18 protein-coding genes are annotated in these 23,644 nt (G+C 46.9%); 7 read left to right on the top strand and 11 right to left on the bottom strand.

The window, feature by feature from the left end; genetic code table 11:
- Nucleotides 1-45: 45 nt before the first annotated feature.
- From D9Y29_RS03305 to bshC, 3 genes are all read left to right on the top strand, one after another.
- The gene (locus tag D9Y29_RS03305; protein WP_127125033.1) at nt 46-1,533 is read left to right on the top strand and encodes an aldehyde dehydrogenase (NADP(+)); all 1,488 of its coding nucleotides are present in this window, start codon (nt 46-48) and stop codon (nt 1,531-1,533) included.
- Nucleotides 1,534-1,550: 17 nt separating this feature from the next.
- A complete protein-coding gene (locus tag D9Y29_RS03300) occupies nt 1,551-2,822 on the top strand; it encodes an NAD(P)/FAD-dependent oxidoreductase (protein ID WP_338143002.1) in 1,272 nt (423 codons plus the stop codon).
- A gap of 86 nt (nt 2,823-2,908) precedes the next feature.
- Nucleotides 2,909-4,504, top strand: coding sequence for a bacillithiol biosynthesis cysteine-adding enzyme BshC (gene bshC / locus D9Y29_RS03295; RefSeq protein ID WP_127125031.1), 1,596 nt, complete (start codon nt 2,909-2,911; stop codon nt 4,502-4,504).
- Here the strand turns inward: bshC and D9Y29_RS03290 are convergent.
- The 8 genes from D9Y29_RS03290 to D9Y29_RS03255 form a co-directional block, all read right to left on the bottom strand.
- A complete protein-coding gene (locus tag D9Y29_RS03290; protein WP_127125030.1) occupies nt 4,501-4,722 on the bottom strand; it encodes a hypothetical protein in 222 nt (73 codons plus the stop codon). The genes bshC and D9Y29_RS03290 overlap by 4 nt on opposite strands.
- A 12-nt stretch (nt 4,723-4,734) precedes the next feature.
- Entirely contained in the window at nt 4,735-6,240 is a 1,506-nt protein-coding gene (locus D9Y29_RS03285; protein WP_127125029.1) for a hypothetical protein, read from the bottom strand.
- 111 nt (nt 6,241-6,351) lie between these two features.
- Nucleotides 6,352-7,230, bottom strand: coding sequence for a DUF6929 family protein (locus D9Y29_RS03280; RefSeq protein ID WP_127125028.1), 879 nt, complete (start codon nt 7,228-7,230; stop codon nt 6,352-6,354).
- Nucleotides 7,231-7,240: 10 nt separating this feature from the next.
- Nucleotides 7,241-7,753 carry a 5-(carboxyamino)imidazole ribonucleotide mutase gene (gene purE, locus D9Y29_RS03275; RefSeq protein WP_127125027.1) on the bottom strand — a complete coding sequence of 171 codons (513 nt, stop codon included), beginning with the start codon at nt 7,751-7,753 and terminating at the stop codon, nt 7,241-7,243.
- Between the two features lie 63 nt (nt 7,754-7,816).
- A complete protein-coding gene (locus D9Y29_RS03270; protein ID WP_127125026.1) occupies nt 7,817-9,130 on the bottom strand; it encodes a TolC family protein in 1,314 nt (437 codons plus the stop codon).
- An 11-nt stretch (nt 9,131-9,141) separates the two neighbouring features.
- The gene (locus tag D9Y29_RS03265; RefSeq protein WP_127125025.1) at nt 9,142-12,273 is read right to left on the bottom strand and encodes an efflux RND transporter permease subunit; all 3,132 of its coding nucleotides are present in this window, start codon (nt 12,271-12,273) and stop codon (nt 9,142-9,144) included.
- Between the two features lie 9 nt (nt 12,274-12,282).
- On the bottom strand, nt 12,283-13,332 hold the full coding sequence (locus D9Y29_RS03260; RefSeq protein ID WP_127125024.1) for an efflux RND transporter periplasmic adaptor subunit: 1,050 nt from the start codon (nt 13,330-13,332) through the stop codon (nt 12,283-12,285).
- 100 nt (nt 13,333-13,432) lie between these two features.
- On the bottom strand, nt 13,433-14,557 hold the full coding sequence (locus D9Y29_RS03255; protein ID WP_241237841.1) for a 5-(carboxyamino)imidazole ribonucleotide synthase: 1,125 nt from the start codon (nt 14,555-14,557) through the stop codon (nt 13,433-13,435).
- A 57-nt stretch (nt 14,558-14,614) separates the two neighbouring features.
- On the opposite strand from D9Y29_RS03255, the gene D9Y29_RS03250 reads away from it, so the two are divergent.
- The 4 genes from D9Y29_RS03250 to D9Y29_RS03235 all read left to right on the top strand — a co-directional run bounded on the left by D9Y29_RS03250 (nt 14,615) and on the right by D9Y29_RS03235 (nt 19,859).
- Complete coding sequence (locus tag D9Y29_RS03250) at nt 14,615-15,214, top strand: nitroreductase family protein (protein WP_127125023.1); 600 nt, start codon at nt 14,615-14,617, stop codon at nt 15,212-15,214.
- Nucleotides 15,215-15,521: 307 nt separating this feature from the next.
- Entirely contained in the window at nt 15,522-16,496 is a 975-nt protein-coding gene (locus tag D9Y29_RS03245) for a sensor histidine kinase (RefSeq protein WP_164735237.1), read from the top strand.
- The gene (locus D9Y29_RS03240; RefSeq protein ID WP_127125021.1) at nt 16,489-17,322 is read left to right on the top strand and encodes a LytR/AlgR family response regulator transcription factor; all 834 of its coding nucleotides are present in this window, start codon (nt 16,489-16,491) and stop codon (nt 17,320-17,322) included. Before D9Y29_RS03245 ends, D9Y29_RS03240 begins: the two co-directional genes overlap by 8 nt.
- A 155-nt stretch (nt 17,323-17,477) precedes the next feature.
- The gene (locus D9Y29_RS03235) at nt 17,478-19,859 is read left to right on the top strand and encodes a TonB-dependent receptor (RefSeq protein ID WP_127125020.1); all 2,382 of its coding nucleotides are present in this window, start codon (nt 17,478-17,480) and stop codon (nt 19,857-19,859) included.
- A 341-nt stretch (nt 19,860-20,200) separates the two neighbouring features.
- On the opposite strand, the gene D9Y29_RS03230 is transcribed toward D9Y29_RS03235, so the two are convergent.
- The 3 genes from D9Y29_RS03230 to D9Y29_RS03220 all read right to left on the bottom strand — a co-directional run bounded on the left by D9Y29_RS03230 (nt 20,201) and on the right by D9Y29_RS03220 (nt 23,579).
- Nucleotides 20,201-21,340, bottom strand: a complete 1,140-nt coding sequence (locus D9Y29_RS03230; protein ID WP_127125019.1) for a hypothetical protein — start codon at nt 21,338-21,340, stop codon at nt 20,201-20,203.
- 157 nt (nt 21,341-21,497) lie between these two features.
- Complete coding sequence (locus tag D9Y29_RS03225; protein WP_127125018.1) at nt 21,498-22,784, bottom strand: OmpA family protein; 1,287 nt, start codon at nt 22,782-22,784, stop codon at nt 21,498-21,500.
- 39 nt (nt 22,785-22,823) lie between these two features.
- Nucleotides 22,824-23,579, bottom strand: a complete 756-nt coding sequence (locus tag D9Y29_RS03220) for a hypothetical protein (RefSeq protein ID WP_127125017.1) — start codon at nt 23,577-23,579, stop codon at nt 22,824-22,826.
- Nucleotides 23,580-23,644 lie beyond the last annotated feature (65 nt).

Raw genomic sequence — 23,644 nt, 5'->3', positions numbered from 1 at the left:
TGGCGTACATTGCAGGTACATTTTTTCATTTTTCAATTTCTTTGTATGCCATATCCTGATGCCTCACTGGAAGCTATCGATACAATTTGCAACAATGCCTGGCAAGCCTTTCATGAATACCGTTTGCTGAGTTTGAAGCAGCGTGCTGATTTTATGCGCGCTATTGCTAAGCGATTGGATAATGCAGATGCGGCATTGGTGAAAACAGCCATGAAGGAAACACATCTGCCCGAAGCGCGACTGAGATCAGAAAAGTCTCGTACCGTATTCCAGCTCACCAGTTATGCGGCGGCCTGTGAGCGCGGCGCATGGCTGGATGCAAGGATAGATACTGCCAGGAGCGAGAAGAATACAGTGTCTCCCGATCTGCGGAAAACGCTTACGCCGCTGGGGCCGGTGGTGGTTTTCGGAGCCAGTAATTTTCCTTTCGCGTATAGTACTGCGGGTGGGGATACCGCCTGTGCATTCGCTGCCGGTTGTCCGGTGATAGTGAAAGGTCATCCGGCGCATGCCGCCACTTCACAGATGGTGGCCGATATCATTCTTGAAGCAGCCCGCGAAACCAATATGCCTGAATATGTATTTGCGCATGTGCATGGCAGTTCTTTCGAAGTGGGGAAGGCCCTGGTGGAACATCCGCGTGTGAAAGCTGTTGGCTTCACCGGATCTTTTGCCGGTGGCAAGCAGCTTTGGGACTGGGCCAATGCAAGACCGGAGCCCATTCCTGTTTTCTCGGAAATGGGAAGCATCAATCCTGTTTTTCTTTTTCCTGAAAAACTGAAAAACGCAACAAAGGAGATCGCGGAGATGTATGCGGCTTCCGTAACTACCAGTGTTGGACAATTCTGCACCAATCCGGGACTGATCGTGGGAGTGGAGAGCAAAGAACTGGACCAGTTCATCGAAATACTCGGCGAAGGCATCGCGCAAACAGCTCCTGCAGACATGCTGCATCCAGGCATTGCCAAAGCCTATGCAGAAAAACGTCAGACATCGCTCTCGCAGCAATCAGTAACCGAAGTGGCAGAAAGCCGCAATGCTGCTGAAGGCGCACAGGGCATTGCCACCATCGCTACGGCGCCGGCATCTGCCTTTCTCAGCAATCCCGTACTGCATCAGGAAGTTTTTGGCCCTTATTCGATCGTGGTCAGATGCGCCGGTCTAACGGAGATGCACCAGCTGGTTTTGAAACTGGAAGGGCAGTTAACTGCATCGTTGATGGCAACTGAGCAGGACATCCTGCAAAATCCCGCATTGGTGGAATCCATAAAAAATATTGCAGGGAGATTCATCATGAATGGCGTGCCAACCGGCGTTACTGTTGCACTTAGTATGCAGCATGGCGGGCCTTTTCCCGCCACCACCGATAGCCGCTTTTCCGCTGTGGGCGCGGATGGTATCAAAAGATTCGCTAGACCTGTATGCTACCAGGGATGGCCTGACAGCCTGCTGCCCGATGAGCTGAAGAATGCCAACCCACTCGGTATCTGGAGGACCGTGAACGATGTTCTTACCAGGGACGCCATTCAATAGTCCACTTTTTTTGTATATTGTTGGGACTATCCCTTTCTTCCATGACCCAACAAGTAACAATTGCAGGCGGTGGTGTGATCGGTTTATGCTGCGCCTGGTATCTTCAGAAAAAAGGACTACAGGTGACCGTTATAGAGCGTAACGATATTACCAAAGGAACTTCGTTTGGCAATGCAGGTTATGTTTCTCCCAGTCATATCATTCCGCTATCATCGCCCGGTATCATCTCCAAAGGGCTTCGCTGGATGCTCAGTTCCACCAGCCCATTCTACATCAAACCAAGATTGAATGCAGACCTGATCAGGTGGTGCCTTGCTTTCTGGCGAAATGCCAATCAGAGTACCATGAACAGGAATATCCCGCCGCTCTTCGATATCCTGATGCTGAGCCGCCAGCTCACCAGTGAAATGAAAGAAGAACTGGGAAACCATTTTCGAATGGAGGAAAAAGGCATCTTCATGATGTACAAAAGTCCTGCAACCGAGAAACATGAACATGAACTGGCGAAGCAGGCCAATGCACTCGGACTGGAAACCATCATCTGCAATGGTAAAGAAGTGCAGGACATGGAAACCGAAGTGGAGATCGATGTGAGAGGAGGAGTATTGTATCCCATCGATTGTCATTTGCATCCCGGTGATTTCATGCGCACACTGCATGAGGCGCTGGTAAAGGCGGGTGTGCAATTCCAGCTCAATACCAATATCACAGGCTTTGAAAAGCAGGGCGGCAAGGTAACGGCGGTGATCACAGACAAAGGGAAATTCGATTGCGATGAACTGGTGCTGGCGCCGGGCTCATGGTTGCCCATCCTCAATAAAGAACTCGGTATACATTTGTTATTGCAAGCCGGCAAGGGCTACAGTATGACTTTCGAAAAAGTGGAACGCAACTTACAATATCCCGCCATCCTGGTAGACCACCGCACCGCTATGACACCGATGGGGGCAGACCTCCGGATGGGCGGCACCATGGAGATCAGCGGACTTGGTTCGCCCACACTGGTGAAACGTGCGCAGGCCATTTACAATGCCGCCAAACTCTATTATCCCGATCTGCCTGTTCAATGGGTGTCCTCCGAAAAAATATGGCATGGTTACCGCCCGTTGTCGCCGGATGGACTTCCTTTTATCGGGCGGCATAGCCGGTACAGTAACCTGGTGATCGCCTGCGGTCATGCCATGCTGGGGCTCTCACTGGCTGCAGGAACAGGTAAGCTGGTGGAAGAGATCATCACAGGAGCCACGCCCAGTATCAATTACAGCGCTTTTAACGTAGAAAGGAAATAAGCGGCCGAACAAAATTCTCTTAGTCTTTGTTAAATATGGCCAAAGGATTTTTTTAAGATAGGCAAGTCGTACTTTTATGTCCGCTTATGAATTGTAGCACTACACAACTACCTTATAGCAATACGGGATATTTCTCCAAAGTGGTGATCGATTATCTGGATGGATCGCCGGAATTACGCCCGTTCTACGAGCATCTGCCCGATATCGAAGGCATCAAAGCGTCCATCGGGCAGCGTCAGCAATTCATCCAGGAAAGGAAACTGCTGGTGGAAGGACTACAGGAGCAATACAAATTAGTGTCGCCTGCAGGTAAAGTGCAACAAAATATTCAATCCCTTCTTCAGGACAATACATTTACCGTAACCACGGCGCATCAGCCCGCCATCTTTACTGGTCATCTTTATTTCATTTATAAGATCGTTCACACCATCCGGCTGGCAGACCAGCTCAAAAAGGAAATGCCCGAAAACAATTTTGTGCCTGTATTCTGGATGGGCAGTGAAGATGCCGACCTGGACGAGCTCGGAAATATCTGGCTGAGTGGCGACAAACTCGTTTGGAATACACGCCAGACCGGCGCCGTTGGTCGCATGAACACTAAGGGCCTCGACCAGATGATCCACCGCATTTCCGGTGAGCTCTCTGTATTACCACACGGGGAGGAACTGATCAAAATGATCAGGGAAGCTTATCTAAACAGTCCTGATATCCAGACGGCCACGTTCAAGCTGATCCATGAACTGTTTGCCGAATATGGACTGATCACCATCATTCCTGATACCGCCCTGCTGAAAAAGCTGATGGTATCTGTATTTGAAGATGATCTCTATCACCAGACGCCCGGCGCCATCGTTGAAAAAACGATCGCCAAACTGGGTGAACAATATAAAGTGCAGGCCAATCCCCGCGCCATCAATCTTTTTTACCTGAAAGATGGTATTCGTGAACTGATCGAATGGAAAGATGATCATTACGAAGTGCGCAATACGCAGCTCCGTTTCACGAAGGCTGAACTGGCCGTTGAGCTGAATGATCATCCCGATCGTTTCAGTCCGAATGTGATCCTGCGTGGCCTCTACCAGGAAATGTTGCTACCCAATATCGCCTTCATTGGCGGTGGCGGGGAAACCAGTTACTGGCTGGAACTGAAAGATCTTTTCCATCATTACAAAGTGCCATATCCCGTACTGGTGGTTCGCAATTCCTTTTTGATAGTGGAGAAGAAATGGGAAGAGAAGATCGAAAGGATGGGCTTGCAGATCAGTGATTTTTTCCAGGACGAGCAGCAGCTGCTAACGTCGCTGGTTACCCGCCAGTCGAACGGACACCTGAAACTCACGAAAGAACTGGAAGCCACCACACAGCTCTACGAAGAGATCCGTGTTAAAGCAACCCGCATCGACGAAACTTTACTTGCACATATCGAAGCCCTGAAAGCCCGTACTGTAAAGCCTTTGCAGGAGCTGGAGAAGAAAATGCTTCGTGCTGAAAAGAAGAAATACGAAGCCGAGCAACAACAGATCCGGCAGATCAGACAGGCATTATTCCCAACCGGCGGATTGCAGGAGCGCGTGGAGAATTTCATGCCCTATTATGCAAAATGGGGAAGACAATTCATTGACTGCATCTACAAAAGCAGCCTGGCATTGGAGCAGGAGTTTGTGATCATCAGGGAAAGCTAAACTTCGGCTACCACCCGTACTTCCACATTCGGATGTGCTTCTGAATAGGCTTTTGCTACGGTCTCCGCTTCTTGTTCGGAATCGTAGGGGCCGGCATCTTCAGGGATTCGTTTCCATTTTCCATTCGGCCTTTTTTCCTCAATGTAAAAATGTTCATCAGCTCCACCTTTGAGGGTTTTCTTGCGGGCTCTGTATATTGTCAGAACTCTTTTACTCATTGTTTGTCAATTTTATTTGAAGAAGACTTTGTTGAAGGGAACTGAAGTACTGATACCGATCAGTTTGTTCTGCCATACTGATTTACCGGACATTCCCACATCGCTCATATCATTGAATTCGATAAAGAATTCCAGGTTCAGTTTGGAACTGCTCTTTTTGTCTGCCGGATCATAATTATTGTTTACGAATCTCAACAATACACCCAGGTGTGCATTGTATACAGGAGACATGAGGTCGGAAGGGATCCATTCACCACGGAGGTTTACGCCAGTGTTTTGCTTTTCTCCCAGCATGGCTGTAAAAGTAGACCTGACTTTATGTTGCCACCCGCTTTCGTAGGCTTTGCCGGTTATATTTTTTGCTTTTTTGGTAGATTGAAAACTGTAAACCGTGTCTGCCGGAGAAGCCGACCTGAGTATGATACTGGTAATATCCTTGTTCTTCAGAACGATATAGTTATTGGTAGTCCTGGGTTCATAACCGATATTGAAATAGGAGGATCCGATGAAGCCCGGTTCATTCATCCGTTCCCTGAACCAGTGTGCAGTAAAGTTCAATCCTATTTCATCAAAGATGTCTGAATCGAATCTCTTGGCCAGGGATTGTTTTTCATCGTAGGTATCATATGACTGCCGTGTATAGATAATACCGCCACTGAACCAGTGGAACTTTACCCATAGCCAGGATTCGGTTTCCGTTTCAAGATCGTATTTCCTGTTTTCATATTCCTTTTTCATTGCGCCTGCCAGTTTGGAGGCGGATTGTTTCAGCAGTCCTGCATCGCTAAGCTGTTTCTCAACATCATCTTTTATTTTGTTAAGCATAACCGTGTCGTCTCCTGGTTTCAGGTTATTCAATTGATCAGAGACAGCTTCCCATCTGTTGATCAATGCCTGGTATTTTTCCGAGTACCCTTTGGAAGCGTACCTGCAGAACTGTTGGGCATGCAACTGGCGGTCCCGTTTCATTTGTTTGTAAGGGCCTGGGATTTCCCTTCCGTTCAGGAACCTGGAAACTTCGATCTTGATATTCTTTCTGTAGCGGGTACGGGAGGGTAGGAAAGCAAAGTTGCCGAACAGGGTAGTACCCGTGTTCAGGTTGCTTCCACTGAACAATTGGGAAATACCATCACTGATGCTGGCTTTGATTCCACCGGTAAGAATGGTCATTGGTCCGGAAGGGGACCTGGGTTCTATTTTTTTAGAGAGGCTCAGATTGATCAGCGTGGAATTATTGGTCAGTTCCAATGCTGCTGAGTTGCCTGTGGGCAGGCTTCCCCGGTTATAGCTGAGATAAGTGAAATACTGATCGATATATTTTTTGTAAGATGAGAGCGTAACCACTTTCCTGAATTCGCCTGATGTATTATTGGTATCAACAACAAGCAATTCATTGGCGCAGAAAGGGCTTACCAGTTTCTGTACGTCTTCGATCTTCTTTCTGATCCTGTCCGGGGAAATCTGTGCTTTTGCCTGGAGGCAAAGCAATGCAAACAGGAAAATGGTAATGTTTTTCACAAGCAAAGTTTTAGCGGAATATTAATTCCACTAAAGTTCATTACTTCATACCAATTCAAAAACCGTTTTTACACCTGCATTTGTTAGGGGAAAACCCGGAGCTGTAATTGATTACCATTTCAATCTTACCTTGAAGAGATAACTCTTCCCGGTATCATTATCGGCCACCAAATGTAATTTCATCCTGTTAGATTTCTCGGACTGGATACAAACAGACTCGATCTTGAATCCTTTGAAGAGCTCATGCACTTCTCCGAGATTGATCAGTTCATTTACCTTGAGGCTTTTTCTTCCGATCTTACGGGATGCGTTTTCGATGATGCCGAGATAGCTGTCGCCGATGGAGCCGTCGTCAACCGCGTTATCTGTTTGTTCTGTGGAGGCTGTGAAGATAAGTGTGTCGTTGAGGAGGGAGTAAGCGAGGCCGGAGATGCCGATGCCTTTGCTGTCTTTTATTGGCAGTTCGAGGTCTACAAGAGTGATCTCGGCCTGTGCCTGGTGTTTCCAGAAAGCGTTGCGGGTGATGATCAGTTGGTTCACGGGGTTCTTGCGATTGCCGCGGTTACCCAGGATGATATGATCTTCTACCAGGGCAGCCGCTTCGATATTCATATTCTTAACGCCTGCTTTCGCAATTCGGTTATAGAAAGGAGTGAGATCGAATTCGTCTTTGAGATAGCTGTCGAGGTTAAAGAGGATGGCTTTGTTACGGTTCTTTTCGAGTGATCCTGAACCGAGGATGAGGAGGCGCGGGATCCGGTTGACCGTAACTACCGTAGTGGCTTCGAGATCGGATTTCACGGCCTTGGGTACGCGCGTTTCCGTACCCGGGAGCAGGGGTACGCGTTCAATTTCCTTCCACCTTTTGTTCAGCACCATCACTTCCCTGGAATCATCTCCTACAAGAAAAACCTTGTCGTCATAAAACTCAATACCAGATCCTGAAGGAAATGAAGGAACTTCCTTGTATTCGATCAATTTAATTTTCATACTTCACCTGTTAATCAAAGCTGTTGGACCAGCCTTCCGATTTTAGCTTATCTACCTTATGTAAAACTTCGCTTTCCAGTTGTTGTTTGTATATGACTACTTTTTCGCCCAGGTCTGCATCGAAGGCGCCGATGATACTGGCCGCCAGGATGCCTGCATTTTTTGCAGCATTGAGGGCTACAGTAGCAACGGGGATGCCGTTAGGCATTTGAAGGATCGACAATACAGAGTCCCATCCGTCGATCGAGTTGGAAGATTTGATCGGAACGCCAATCACAGGGAGGGGAGTGATGGAGGCAACCATTCCGGGCAAATGCGCAGCGCCACCGGCGCCGGCGATGATCACTTTCAATCCTCTCTCTTTGGCCGCAGCAGCGTATTTCACCATGCGCATGGGGGTCCGGTGTGCTGATACCACAGTCAACTCAAAGGAGATGCCAAAGCCTTTCAGCACATCCGCAGCTGCCTGCATAATGTTCAGATCACTGTCGCTTCCCATTATTATTCCTACCTGGGGACTCATGTATAGCGTGGTTTGAACCGCAAAGAAAAGGAAAAAATCGGAGGGACCGCCTTAGAAATAATTTTAATGTACCAGATCACCTTTGAGGCGGAGTAATTCTGTCTCCGCCAGCTTGGTATTGTAGCGGGCGGCGATCAGGCGGTTGTAGCTAAGCTCCAGGCTCTGCTGGGCATCCCGGAGCTCCAGCCAGGTGCTGACACCCTGACGGAACCTCTCCAATGCAATGAAAACATTTTCTTTGGCAAGGGTGATATTGTCTTCCTCCAGCGCCAGCAACTGTTTTTGTAGTTCATAATCTTTGAAAGCGTTACTGAGATCCACATCCACTTTGGTGAGTTCGTTCTCGTATACCAGTTGCTGGTATTGTACGTCCAGCTTCGCCTGTTTGATCAGGCGGTTGGTATTGAAACCATTCAGGATGGGTACATTGATGCCGAAACCGTAGTTGAAGCCCTTGTTCTGGTTGAACAGGGGAGTGAAGGTGTTGATCACGGTTGTATTGCGGAGCTGGGAAAAGTTATAGGCCGAATTGAAATTGAGGGTGGGCAGGAGCTCCGCCTTTCTTTCCTTCACGGTGAGTTGGGCAATATCGATATTCTTTTTAGCGAAGAGCAGTCCCGGATTGCTTTGCTCCAGGTTATTCTTCAGATCGCCGTATTGCAATGCTGTATTGATGGGGATACTGTCGTTCACTTCGTACACCGAGCCGGAATTGAACCCGATCAGCTGGTTGAGGTTATCCCGAAGTTGTGCAATGAGTGTTTGCTGTGTCAGTCGTTGAGCGCGTTGCGCATTGAGGTCAACCCGCGCCTGCAGCAGCTCGGGCTTACTGCCAAGGCCAACCGATAATTTCTTATCCGCCAGTTTCACTCTTTCTTCATTGATGCTGATCTGTTCCTCGATGGCTTTCAGTTGTTGCTTCTGACGAACGATATCGAAATATCCATTCACCACGGAGGCAACAGTATTCACCACCTGCGTTTTTACGCCGAGGGAACCGAGCCGTTCGAACTCTTCCAGTTTATCGCGGGTCACAAACATTTTGAGACCGTCGAACAAAGTCCATTGCAGGTTCACGGATGCCTGCAGGTTATTGCTGCGGATACCGTTGGCGGAGGGTTTGTTGCCATTCTGAAGTTCCTGTTTCTGCGAGTTGTTGTTCCACACTTTGGTGGCGGTGGCGTTGAGGCGGGGCAGGAAAGCCGCGTAAGCATAATCGTTATCCAGCGCATAGGAGGCGGAATCATTCCGGCTCATGCGTATATCATAATTATTCTTCAGCGCCAGCGCGATGGCATCCTGCAGGCTCATGATATCCTGCGCCTGAACGGCCATAACGGCGAAGAAAGAAATTATCAAACAAAGGGATCTCATCATTTTAATTTCATTTATGCATGTGTTGCATCCTGATGTGGCGCATGCTCAGTTCCGTTTTCAGCATTGCTGGTTTCTTCGGCAAGTTCCATAGCGCTCTTATGTTTATGCGCCACCATATAAGTATACATGGCGGGGATCACATAAAGGGTTAAGATCAGGGAGAACATGATACCACCAACGATCACTATCCCCAATGGGATCCGGCTGGTAGCTGCTGCGCCAAGGCTCAGTGCAATGGGCAGGGCGCCGAGCGACATGGCCAGGCTGGTCATGAGGATAGGGCGCAGCCTCGCTTTGGCGGCTTCCGTAACTGCTTCCCGCTTCGATAATCCCTGCATTTGCTTCTGGTTCGCAAACTCTACAATGAGGATACCATTCTTGGTTACCAGGCCAATCAGCATGATCATACCGATCTGTGAAAAGATATTGATGGTTTGACCAAAGATCCACAAACTGAGTACAGCGCCTGCAATGGCCAGCAGTACGGTGAACATGATCACCAGCGGATCTATGAAGCTTTCGAATTGAGCGGACAATACCAGGAAGATCAGTACCAGCGCCAATATGAACGCGAAAGAAGTGTTACCGGAACTTTCCGCAAAGTCTCTCGAGGGACCGCTCAGGGATGTATCAAAAGTATCGTCCAGCAACCTGGAAGCGATCTCTTCCATCACTTTGATGCCGTCTCCCAGCGTGCTACCCTGGGCAGTACCTGCAGTGATGGTGGCAGACTTGTACCTGTTGAAATGGTAGAGGGTGGGAGGAGTGGTCTCTTCCCGGATCGTAACCAGGTTGTCCAGCGAAATGATCTCATTCCTGTTGTTCCGGACATAAATATTTTTCAGGTCCGTTGGGTCATCTCGATCACTTCTTGCTACCTGTCCGATCACCTCGTATTGTTTGCCCGAGCGGTAGAAATAACCAAGACGCAGGTTGCTCAGCGCCAGTTGTAAGGTTTGGGAAACGTCTGCAATGCTTACGCCCAGCTGGCTGGCCTTGATCCGGTCCACTTGTATCTGCAGTTCAGGTTTATTGAATTTCAGATCTGCATCAACGTTGATCAGGGCCTTGCTTTTATGTGCTTCTTCCAGGAATTTAGGGAGTACGGCTTTGATCTTTTCAAAATTATTGTTCTGGATCACGAATTGCACGGGCTGGCCGGAACGGCGGTTAACCGAGATCGTCTGTTCCTGGGAAACGAAGGCGCGGCCTTCCGTGTATTTGCCCAGATTGCGGTTCACCATGTTCACGATATCATCCTGTGAACGGCTGCGCTCCCCGGGGTCCACAAGGGTTACCCGCACCATACCGTTATTGACGGCGCCGGCGCCACTGAAACCGGGAGCGGTGATGGAGAGGATGATCTTTTTCTCCGGAACGGAGTCGAGCATCAGTTCACTGAGGCGGTCTACATACCGGTCCATATAATCGAAGGAAGTGCCTTCCGGGGCGGTCACCTGCAGGCGGAATTGGCTGCGGTCTTCAAGAGGCGCCAGTTCAGATTGCAGGTTCCTTCCTATAAAGAAAATGATGGCCACACAACCCAGCATGATCAGGAATGCCACCCAGCGAACTTTAAGGAATCTTCTCAGCGAATTGAAATAACCGCTTTCCATTTTTACGAAGAAGGGTTCTGTTACACGGTAGAACCAGCCGTGTTGCTGATTTTTTCTGGTCAGCTTCACGTTCAGCACAGGCGTAAGCGTAAGTGATACCAATGCGGAGATCAATACGGCGCCTGCAACAACGATCCCGAATTCACGGAACAATCGTCCAACGAAACCCTGTAAAAATACGATGGGCAGGAAGATCACCGCCAGGGTGATACTGGTGGATATAACGGCGAAGTATATTTCTTTGGAACCTTCTTTGGCAGCGCGGTATTTGTCCATTCCCTGTTCCATCTTCTTGAAGATGTTTTCCGTTACCACGATACCATCGTCCACCACCAGGCCCGTTGCCAGCACAATGCCCAGCAGGGAGAGCACATTGATGGTGAATCCGCTCACATACATAATGAAGAAGGCGCCGATCAGTGCCACGGGGATATCGATCAGTGGACGGATAGCGATCAGCCAGTTCCTGAAGAAGAGATAAATGATCAGCACCACCAGTATCAGGGCGATGATGAGCGTTTCTTCCACTTCAGAGATGGATTGTTTGATGAATCGTGTCTGGTCTAATGCGATATTCAGTTTAATATCACCCGGAACTTCTTTCTGTAATTGTTCATAGCGTTTATAGAACTCATCGGAGATAGCTACATAGTTGGAGCCGGGCTGCGGCACCAGTGCCAGGGCAATCATGGGAACGCCTGATTCTTTCAGCACGGTTTCTTCGTTCTCCGGGCCCAGTACAGCTTCGGCCACGTCTTTGAGGCGGATATCGTTCCCACCCACATTCTTTACGATCACATTATTGAAATCCTCTTCGGTGAAGAGGCGCCCGAAAGTGCGGATGGAAAGCTCTGTTGCATTACCTGCGATCTTACCTGAAGGCAGTTCCACGTTCTCGCGTGCGAGGGCCGTCTGCACATCGGTAGGCGTAAGGCCATAGGCGCTGAGATTGGCCGGGTTGAACCAGATACGCATGGCATATCTTTTTTCGCCCCAAATCTGTATACCACTCACACCGGGAATGGTTTGCAATCTTTCAACGAGTACATTACTGGCATATTCAGTTACCTGCAACTGGTTGCGGGTATTGCTCTGCACGGTCATGGAGATGATGGCGTCCGAGCTGGCGTCTGCCTTGTTCACCACGGGAGGAGCGGGAAGATCATCAGGGAGTGAACGTGATGCCTGCGACACTTTATCACGTACATCATTAGCCGCAGCTTCGAGATCGATGCTGAGATCGAATTCCACATTGATGCGGCTGGTGCCCTGGCTACTGGTGCTGGTGATATTCTTTACGCCTGCGATTCCGTTGATGGCTTTTTCCAGCGGTTCGGTGATCTGTGATTCCACGATCTCTGCATTGGCGCCGGGATAAGAAGTGCTTACGCTCACGTTCGGCGGATCGATGGCGGGATAATCGCGTATACCCAGGAACGTGAAACCGATGATACCGAACAACACGATCATGATGTTCAGTACAGTTGCCAGTACCGGCCTGCGTAAACTCAGTTCAGAGATATTCATAACCGGTGATTATTGAACTTTCGCTAATTTGATTTTGCTGTTTTCGCGGATGGAGAGCAGGGCGGTGGTAACAACAGTATCACCTTTCTGCAATCCTTCTGTGATCTGTACGAATGAGGAGTCGCGAATTCCTGTTTTCACTTCCTGGAATTGTGCAACGCCGCCTTTGTACAGGACTACGCGTTTGTTGCGGGCCTGGGGGATCACGGCCTGTGTTGGGATGATGAGGGCTTCATCGTTCTCACCCAGTTGCAGGGCCACTTTGGCGAAGGCGCCGGGCACCAGCAATGCATGATTGCCGCTCACCACGGTCCTCACTTTCAGCGTACGTGTATTGGCTTCGATCAATGATTCGGTTGCGAGAATGCCGGCATTGAATTGCTGTTTGGCGCCGGCAACGGTGAAAGTAACATTCCGGCCTTTGCGCATTTCATCGCTGTATTTTTCAGGTACGGAGAATTCCATTTTCAATTGTCCAACCTGGCTGATAGTTGAGATGAGGGTAGTAGGAGTGATATAAGCGCCGAGACTGATCTGCCGCAGTCCCATGCGGCCATTGAACGGAGCGCGTATCTCGGTTTTGGCGATATTGACTTTTACGAGATCGATATCTGCACGGAGATTATTGGCATCGAGTTCACTGAGATCGTATTCCTGCTGGCTCACGCCATTGATCTTGAGCAGGGCCTTGTAACGTTCTGCGGTTTTCTCTGCGATCTGTAATTGTACCTGTAATTTCTTCAGCTGCGCCTGGAGGTCTGCATCGAACAGTTTCACCAGTAAACTTCCTTTCTGAACAAAACTGCCTTCATTGATATTGAGCTGAACAACCCTGCCTGAAATTTCCGGCCTGATCTCTGTTTGTTCGTAGGGCAGGATGGTGCCCGGCACTTCCAGGTTCTCGCTGAGGGAAGTAGTCCTTACAACGAAACCATCTGCCTGCAGATTGGCATTGCCTCTAGCAGGACCGGCAGGTTTTTCATTTTTCTTTTCTTCTTTACACGCAATAATAGAAGTACTGAGTAGTAATCCTGTTGCTATCCAGCGTAAACCTTTCATTGGGATCTATGGAATAGTAGTTTAAAAATACGGGCTGCTAAAATTAATCTTTTCAATACAGCAGCCAGTAAAAAGGTTATGAACGGCAGCAGGAACTCAGCTAAGCAATCACTTTTAATATGTTTTTAATCCTGTGAGCCTTGAAACTCAGTTCCTGCCTGTCTTTTGAGACGATGGTGATATGTCCCATCTTGCGGCCTGGCCTGGTTTCTTTTTTCCCATAGATGTGAACGAAAACATTCTCCATTTTCAAAACTTCATCGAGGCCTTCATAAATGGCGGGGCCGCTGAATCCTTCGGCGCCTACCAGGTTTACGATACTGGCGGGCAGGATATGATCTGTATTTCCGAGCGGATATCCGAGCATTACTCTCCATAACATATCGAACTGGGAACTGAAGTTGGCTTCAATGGTATGATGGCCGCTATTGTGAACGCGCGGAGCAGTTTCATTCACCAGTACATCTCCGTTCTTATCGATGAACATTTCCACAGCAAAGATGCCGGGACTCTTCAAACCTTTTACTACGGCGAGTGCAATGGCTTCGATCTTCCAGAGGGTTTGTTGCGGGATCTCGGCAGGACTGATCTGGTAGTCGAGCAAATTGAGAACGGGGTCCATCACCATATCTACGGGAGGATAGATTGCGGTTTCTCCTTTTTCATTGATGGCAACTATCTGCGCGATCTCTTTATGGATGTTCACCATCTTTTCGAGTACGCCGGGAGCGTCGAATCCTTTGTTGATATCGGCAGTTGATTGGATCACCTGCACACCCTTGCCGTCGTATCCACCCTGTCCGATTTTGTGAACGGCGGGGAGGAGGCCGGTATGCTGGTTGAGCTCAGTTAAATTTTGCGTTACTGCAAACTCAGGACTTGGGATTTGATTTTCTTTATAATATTGTTTTTGTATGATCTTGTTCTTGATGATGCGAAGGGCAGCAGGACTGGGGTATACTTTTACACCTTTTTGTTCCAGGGCTTCGAGGGCATCTTCGTTAACGGATTCTATTTCGATGGTGATGGCGTCCAGGTCTTTTCCGAAATTGAACACATCGTCATAATTCCTGATATCTCCTTTTGTAAAATGATGACAGAGATGGGCTGAAGGGCATTCGGGGTCATTTTCCATCACAAAGGTTTCAACCGGATAATTAGCTGCTGCCTGGAGCAACATTCTTCCTAACTGTCCGCCGCCCAGGATACCTACTTTTTTCATCATTGATTGGTGGTTAAGGCGCCAAAGATAATCCTATATATTTGCGGTCAAATAGAAAATATGAACGGCTCCATAGAATTGACGCCCCAGGCGCAGATGATCAACGAGGTAATCAGGCAACGCAGAAGCGTATTCACATCACAGTTTGAACCTGGCAAGACGATCCCGGATGAAATAATCATGCAATTGCTGGAGAACGCCAACCAGGCGCCCACCCATAAACTTACCGAACCCTGGCGCTTCACTGTGTACAGTGGAAACGGATTGCAAACGCTGGCGGACCGCCAGGCTGCGATCTACAAAGCGCATGCAGGACAAAAATTCAAACAGGGTAAATACGATTCACTGCTGATCACGCCGATGTTGTGCAGTCATGTTATCGCAATTGGTATGAAGCGTCATGCCGATATTCCGGAGATCGAAGAAGTAGCGGCAGTGGCCTGTGCCGTGCAGAATATCTATCTCAGCGCTACTGCATATGGGATTGGCGGATATTGGAGTACCGGTGGCATTACTTTTTTTGAACAGGCAAAAGCTATGTTTGATCTGGGTCCGGATGATAAGCTGATGGGCTTCTTCTATCTCGGCTATGTACGTGTGCCTTCTGCTCCCAGAACACCCAAACCGGTAATGGAAAAGATCACCTGGGTGAGGGAATAGAAATGTCGGAGACCCCACTCGCTCGCCTCCGGCGAGTGAGGAATATTTTGTCGCCTCCCGCGACCAATCAGGTGCTGTACCCGGTTGGTTCGCCGGAGGCGAACTGCATATAAGCCACTCGCCGGGAGGCGAGCGGCTGGCCGCAGACTGCTCTTGCATGGCATACGCTGATTTGTCGGCACATTCCGCCCGTTCGTCGCAACATATTAAAGGAGTGGGAGGAAAGACTGTTAGGGATGAAAGGGAAGCAGTAATTTTATTCCATATACATTCTGCGATGCTGTCGAATAAACGGATCAATATATTGATGCATACGATACTGTGGGTGCCAAGCATCCTGGTCCCATTGGTGCTGATGCCATTGAAAGATGGATTGAAACCCGATACCTATTCTCTTGGTAAGATGCCTTTCACATTGATGCAGATAGGGGTGTTCTATATAATGATCTACTACCTGTACCCGAAGTTTTTCCTGAAACGAAAGATCAAGACTTACTTATTGACTGTCATAGCACTTTGTCTTTTTATCGCAATATTCAGTGCATATGTACATATCTGGATCGACGGGAAGTTCGAATACCCGAATTTCATTGCAGGCATAGCCATGAAATTTCTCATATCCATGGCCGTTATGGCAACAGGCACTGCCTTTCTCTTGATCACTTATGTGATCCAGGAGCAGCGTTTGCAATCGGAAAATCTCCGGACAGAATTGGGTTTTCTCCGTTCACAGGTGAGCCCTCATTTCATGTTCAATACCCTCAATAGCCTTGTTTCACTGGCGCGAAAAAAATCCGATAAGCTGGAACCCGCACTGCTGGAGCTTTCTAATCTGCTTCATTATATGTTGTATGAATCCGATGAAGAGAAAGTGAGCATCAGTAAGGAAATAGATTATATCCAGAGTTATATCGATCTGCAGACGCTGCGGTTCGGTCATCATGTAAGGATCAGTTTCGAAGCCCTGAAGCCGGAGGATGATTTTACTATTGAACCAATGTTGCTCATTCCATTAATTGAAAACGCTTTCAAACATGGGATCGGCATGATCGATGATCCCGAGATCATAGTACAACTCAAAGTGATCAAAGACGAAGTAATGCTGATGGTGCAGAACAAATTCAATCGCGGCTCCGGAGAAACCAAAGATAAGACCTCCGGTATCGGACTCACCAACCTTGACCGTAGGCTGAAACTCTTGTATCCCAACCGTCATGCCCTGCAACTGGCTTCCAACGGAACTTATTACAATGCAAGCTTAAAAATTCAAGTGCATGCTTAGGTGCCTGGCCGTGGACGATGAAATGTTATCGCTCGATCTGCTGGAAGACAATATCCGGCGGATCCCATTTTTACAGCTGGTGGGTAAATGCTCAAATGCTTTCGAAGCGCTGAGCCTGATGCAACGCGAGCCGGTGGACCTGATCTTTCTCGATATACAGATGCCTGGTCTTACTGGTGTGCAGTTCCTGGAAAGCCTGGCTTCCCATCGTCCCATGGTCATCTTCGTTACAGCCTATAAGAAATATGCACTCGACGGTTTTGATTTGGATGTGCTGGATTATCTGGTAAAACCTGTTCCATTCGAGCGGTTCGTGAAAGCTGTGAACAAGGCCGCGGCATATCATAATATGAAAATGGGAACGCCGGTAATTGCTGCTCTCCGCGAAGCGGCACAACAATCACCATTAAACGCAATCAGCTCCCTTTCTTCAACTAAAGATCAACAACAGCCAGGAATCACCGCTGATTCCCAGCCTGTTGCCGAAACAGCAGCGGAACATTTTTTCGTGAACGTAGAGTACAACCTGGTTCGTATTTCGTTCAGGGAGATCAGTTTTATCGAAGGATTGAAAGACTATGTGAAGATCCACCTGCACCAACAACCGAAACCCGTGATCACGAGAATGAGCATGAAATCCATAACTGATAAATTACCGGTGAAGCAGTTCATGCGGGTACATAAATCCTATATCATTTCGATGGAAAAGATCAGCTCAATTAGAAAGAACCGGATCTATATCGGACAGTTTGTGATCCCGGTGAGTGATTCCTATAAAGATGAGTTCTTCAAAAGGATCACTCCTGAGCAAAGGGGAGAGCTATGATCATTCCAACTTAAAATTTAATTGGAAGTGGCGGCCATCCATTTGTCTACAAATTCGCTGAACTGGTCGCGATGTTTTCTTTACTGATATACTTCAGTTTTTCCAGTTTTCATAGCAGGTCAATTTTGGAGAACAAACCATCAAACATCTTTGCTATGAAAAGATTCCCCTTACTGTTCTGGCTCATCTGCTTCAACCTGCTGCTGCTCGCCGGGGCTTCAGCGCAAACCAATACACAAACCGTAACGGGTACCGTGATCGATAAAGCCTCCGAGCGGCCATTGTCCAATGTATCTGTGCAACTGGTGGGTAGTTCCATTGGCAGGCGCACGGATTCAACCGGCAGATTTATATTGAACAATGTTCCTCTCGGCAGGCAGCAGATTTCGTTTACCTGTATCGGCTATAAGACAATCGTTATCCCTGAAATCCTGATCACGGCTGGTAAGCAGGTAGTACTGGATATTCCACTGGAACAACAGATCAGCTCATTGGCGGAAGTAACGGTCACCAGCAGGCGCACCCGCAAAGGGATGGCTTCTAATGAATTTGCCGGCAGCAGCGCCCGTTCCTTCTCTATGGACGAAGTAACCCGCTATGCCGGTGGACGCAATGATCCGTCGCGGCTCGTCAGCAATTTTGCAGGCGTAGCAACCACCAATGATTCCCGAAATGATATTGTGGTAAGAGGCAATGCGCCCACAGCTGTACTGTGGAGGATGGAGGGGATTCCCATTCCAAACCCGAATCACTTTTCAACGCTTGGCACCACCGGTGGTCCGGTAAGCGCTCTCAATACGAATGCACTGAAAACCTCCGACTTCTATACCGGCGCTTTTTCCGCAGAGTATGGGAATGCCACGGGGGCCGTGTTTGACCTCTCGCTGAGGAATGGAAATAAAGACAAACTGGAAAAGACGATCCAGCTCAATCTGTTCTCCGGTCTTGAAGCAATGATAGAAGGTCCGATGAGCAAGAAGAAAAATGGAAGTTCATTCCTGGTTGGCTACCGGTATTCTTTTGCGCAGATCGGGCAGTCGCTCGGGTTCAATATCGGCACGGAAGCAGTTCCCAAATACCAGGACCTGATCTTTAATCTCAATTTTGCTCCTTCAAAACTCGGCAGGTTCAACCTGTTTGGAATGGGTGGGACCAGTAGTATCGATATGATCGGGAAGGACCTGGATTCTACAGATATGTTCGCCAATATGGATGAAGACACTTATTTCAAGAGTCGCCTGGGTGTGATCGGACTCAGGCATACTATCGATATCGGATCGAAATCCTATCTCCGTTCTATTATTTCATATGCTTATACCAATAATGAAGGTGAGATGTATAAATATAATGAGGATATGACAGATAGGAAGCATGTTTCCCAGCAAAGCACTACCACCGGCGACTTCAGGATCTCTTCATTTTTCAACTCCAAGATCAACGCGCGGTTCTCCTTACGGGGAGGCGTAATGGCGGAAATGCAGTCACTTAACACCGTTAGGGATAGCCGCGAAGAATACCCTGATTGGCGTCGGCTCCGGGACTATGACGGCAGCGCTATCCTGTTACAACCTTTCGTGCAGGGCAGGTACCGGTTCAATGAAAAGCTCTCTCTCAATGCAGGCGTTCACGGGATATATTACGATCTCAATGAAAGTTCCAATATCGAGCCACGCGCCTCCCTCAGTTATGCCATCGACCCAACAAAGACCCTTACTTTCAGTTACGGGATTCACAGTCAGCAGCAACCGCTTCCGGTTTATCTCTTCCAGCAACTGAAGCCCGATGGCACCTATGATCAATCCAACAGGGATCTCGATCTGACCAGGGCGCAACACTATGTACTCGGCTATGATTGGAATTTCGCAAAGGACTGGCGCCTTAAAGCAGAGATTTATCATCAATATATCTCTGACGCACCGGTTGAATCGATACCCAGCGGATTCTCGATTTTGAATGCGGGAGCGGACTTTAGTTTCCCTGACAAGGCCGGTTTGGTAAGCAAAGGAACCGGAAGCAATACCGGAATTGAGCTTACCCTGGAGAAGTTTTTTAGTGGTGGTTTTTACCTGCTTACCACAGCGTCTATATTTGATGCAAAATATAAAGGAAGTGATGGAATAGAAAGAAATTCAACATTTAATAATAAGCTGGTTGGGAATATTTTGGCTGGTAAGGAGTGGAAAATGGGGCGCGGTGGCAAGAACGCATTTACCGTAGATTTCAAACTTGCCACTGCCGGAGGGCGCTATTATACACCGGTGGACCTTCAGGCGAGTATTACAGCCGGAGTAGAAAAACTGGATGAAGAGCATTACAATTCTTTGAGGTTCGACAATTATTTCCGGGCAGATGTCCGGTTTGGATTCCGGTTGAATAATTCCAATAAAAAGGTGGCTCAAACCATTTACCTGGACCTCCAGAATGTAACGGCCAGGGATAATGTATTCATTCAGCGTTACAATAGGGCATTAGGCAAAGTGGGGATCGTGAATCAGATCGGTTTCTTTCCGGATATACTGTATAGAATTCAATTTTAAAAGAGATAAGTACTGCAATTGAATTAAATACAATTACTTATGGTGTTCATTTGAAGAATGTGGCTGAAGGTTGCCACAGTTAAGTACGGGGTTCTTAACCGTCATTGGCCTTTTGCCGGTGGCGGTTTTTGTAAATCTTGGTTTCTGAATAGTGGATTAGGTTTAATGCGAAGGAGCAATGGGTTTTAAGGGATGTGTAAGTATCTGGTTATCAAATAGAAGAGAATCAAAAGAAGGTCCTCGTTTTCATTCCAATTCTATTTAACATAACATAAATTATAGTGTAATCAAGGTATTCGCCAGGTACGTATAAAGTCTTCCGCGTTAAGATTCTTTACTGGTCACTTACATGGCTTTTGTTTTGACGACTCCCTGATGAATAAGTTCATTTTCTCATTTCGCTGCTTGTGGTATTGATTCGGATACTGATTCTCTACATTCTTAATTCGCTCTTTCAGGTTTTGCTGTTGCCGGAGATAATCTCTCTGGCATTGAAGAAGATTTTCTAGTGTACCATTGTTTGCCGCCCGGTTTTGATTGGCGATCCTGGTTTCCAAATCACAGATCTTAATTTTTGTTTTCAATATTTCCTCATCAATGGCGTCCTCAAAATTCATTTGCAGGTTGCCTTCTGCCTGGTCTCGTTGGTATTGTGTGGATCGCGGGTTTTGCTTTACCTGGTCGTACTTTTCTTTGTTTTTTTGCAGCGCCTTTTTCTTGAAATCAATTCTTTGTTGTTTAAGCCCCAGGCAGGGATTTTGTGATCGGTTTTTTAATTCATCCAGCCGGGTTTGTTCTCTTTCTATATTTTCATTTTGATTCGTGTAAGATTGTTCTTCCATGGATCTGAAAATGGTATGGTTAAAACAAGTCGGAACATTTTCCATTTCCATGATATAGGATTCGTAGCCTTCTTTTTCTATGGCCATAATGATAAATAAGCCTTCATCAGTGTATTGATAGCCTACGCCGAATAATCCCAAATATTTCAAGGGCTGCATGACCAATTTATCGGGCAGAGTTTTTCCAAATACATAGTATTGTGTTTGCCCGTTTTCATATTGATACAACCAGGCTTTTATCTTGCCTCCCAAAAACTCCCGGCTATCGTCTTTTTTATATAAAATACCTTCTTCAGCAGCACTGTGCTCGTCAACTCTTCTTGCATTTTTGTAACGAATTTTAGAATGGACCAGTCTTCCCTTTTGCAAACGGTTCGAATAGTTAAACAGATCGCCTTTCAGTCCTAAAATATTGAATTTGAAATCGGGCAATCCGGTTAGTATATCACAAATACCGGCGCTGTTCAACTTTAATTCGGAGTAACCTACCAGCCCGATTTTCGTATTGATAAACATGCAGGTTTCTACAGGGCCTTTGTTGCTGGTTACTTTTATTTTTATTTTCTTATCGAAACAAATATCATTTTCAGATGGCGGTTCGGGCAAAGGTTCATCGAGGAACTCATCAGTGTTTAACAATTCGTCGAAAAATGGTCTGTGTACGGGATTGGTATAAGATGGGTTCGGTTCTATGACTACCTGGGTTTTCGATTGCACAAATGCGATCAATAGGCCGAAAAGAATGATGCCGTTCTTTATGATCGACAATTCAATTTTATTTTGGGTTTTCATGGAGTCAGCGTTTTATAAATTCCACTCTCCTGTTTTTTGCTTTTCCTTCCGAAGTAGCATTTGAGGCTACCGCAAGTGATTCGCCCTTTCCTTCGGTTTGAATCCTGGAAGCAGCAATGTTGTATTTATTGATAATTTGATTTTTTACAGCCATTGCCCTTTTTTCAGATAGTATTTTATTGGCTTCTGCGTCTCCGTCGCTATCAGTATGACCTATGATGAGGATCTTCAATTGGGTATTTTGTTGCATGGCCTCTCCAATTTCTCCTATTACTTGATATGATGCAGGCTTTATGATATCTTTATTTACATCAAATAAGATGGCATTGGTTGTAGCGTTGCCTTTTTCCAGTAGCTCGGTTACCAATGCACTCCGCTTATCGGTTTCTGCTGCTGCGATCTGCACATTGCTGATGAGCAGCCCCAGCTCTGAAGCAGGAACGGTATAAACATTGGTTACAAAAAAGTTAGCCCGCATTGCCGGAGTTAAAGCCCGTGGCAGATCTATCAGTTTATTCCCGTCCAGGTAGATTCTTATCCGGGTACCGTTAATGGCCATGCTTATGTGCAGCATTTTGTTTACATACTTAGTCAAAGGGAAATCGTTTTTGTTGCCTATGACCTCTCTCAAACCGTATTCTACTGTTTTTGCATCAGCCTCGTTATATCTTGCAATGGTCACAAAAAATTTCTCTTTATAGTATAAATCTTCCCGAAGGATGTCCTTAACTGGCGTTAAGCCAAAATCAATTCTCGGAATGGATAATGAACCGCGTTGCTGTAAAAACAAATCAAATTCAATTGTGTAATTCTCAGGTAGCTTTCCCTTCATTTCCGGGGTTATTACACTGCTGTGTTTTACCTCCAGCCACTTCCCTTCTACCCCGCTTATCTTTACTACTTCCCCGCTTCCGTTGGTATTCCATTTTGCAGGAAAGTCACCCTCAGGATCGTTTAAAAAATCATCCTGAAACAATATGTTGGTACCTGGTACAAAGTCTGAAGCCTTTCTATTTACATTGGCCGTTTGCGCGGTCTGAGAAGTGCCGTTATTGCCATTACCCCCCTGGACTGTACCTGCATCATTTTTTTTCTTCTTACCCTTCTTTTTAAACAGCTTTCCAATACCTTCTTCCACTTTATTCAGGCCTTTATCAATTCCCTGGTCCACCCTGCCGTTTGCCCGGTTTTCTGCAGCTTGTTTAGCTTTTTCTTTGGGGTCAATTACCTGTGCTTTTGCCTGAATTTGACAAAGCACGGGGATGATCAAGAAGAAGAATAGCTTTTTCATGTCTTACTTATTTTGAGATAACTAAAGCCTTTATTTAATTTATTTCTTTGTGTATTCGTATATGATAGTGGATCCGGTATTTGTTGTTCGTTTGGTTGGATAGCCGTCTGTATCATATTCGTAGGTGTATGTACCCACACTGGGGCTTCCGGCAGTGGGTGTTACCGTTACTGTTCCATAGTTATTTACATTTCGCACAAATCCTGTTTGGGGCAACGATGCGGAAGCCGTTCTTTTATTGTCGAAATCAGAATTTTCGGTGGTAATTATTAAGTCCCCGGAAGCATCGTAAACGAGTTGTCTTTCCACGTTTCCTTTGGCATCTAAAAAGAACTCTGTATTGAGATAGGGTGTGCCGGCGCCTGCCCTGGTAAATTTATAAACACTTACTTTGCCCTGTGTGCTGTAATCCGCTTCATACTTTGCGGAAAGCGTTGAATATACGCTGGTAACATAGTACGTTTCAATTTTTGAAATCTGACCATTACCGTTGTAAAAGAAAATGTCCCTGGTATCTTCAATTGAATTTGCAGGATTATAAAGTACTTCCGTCAATTGCCCCGAGCTGTTATATGTGTAGGCTGCCGTGTAGTTATTGGCCGGGGATATATCTTCTACTACGCTATAACCCGTCGCTCTGTTATTGTCGTCATAAGTATAGGTGGTAGTTTCCCAGCCTGATACACTTTTGGTAAGCAAAGTGGTTGCCGGTTGGGGGGCATTGTCTTTTTTACAGCCTGGTGATGAAACAAGTATCAGGGCGATAAAAATCAGAAATGCTGCATTTACTTTCACAAGAAATAAGTTTAGGACCCAAAGTTATTTCTCATTTTGTGGCCCTGCAATTCCCCATTTGGGTA

Source organism: Pseudoflavitalea rhizosphaerae (assembly GCF_003991355.1).
Taxonomy (GTDB): domain Bacteria; phylum Bacteroidota; class Bacteroidia; order Chitinophagales; family Chitinophagaceae; genus Pseudobacter; species Pseudobacter rhizosphaerae.
The sequence above is the reverse complement of the archived record's forward strand: the minus strand, read 5'-3'. Positions and strand labels throughout refer to the sequence as shown.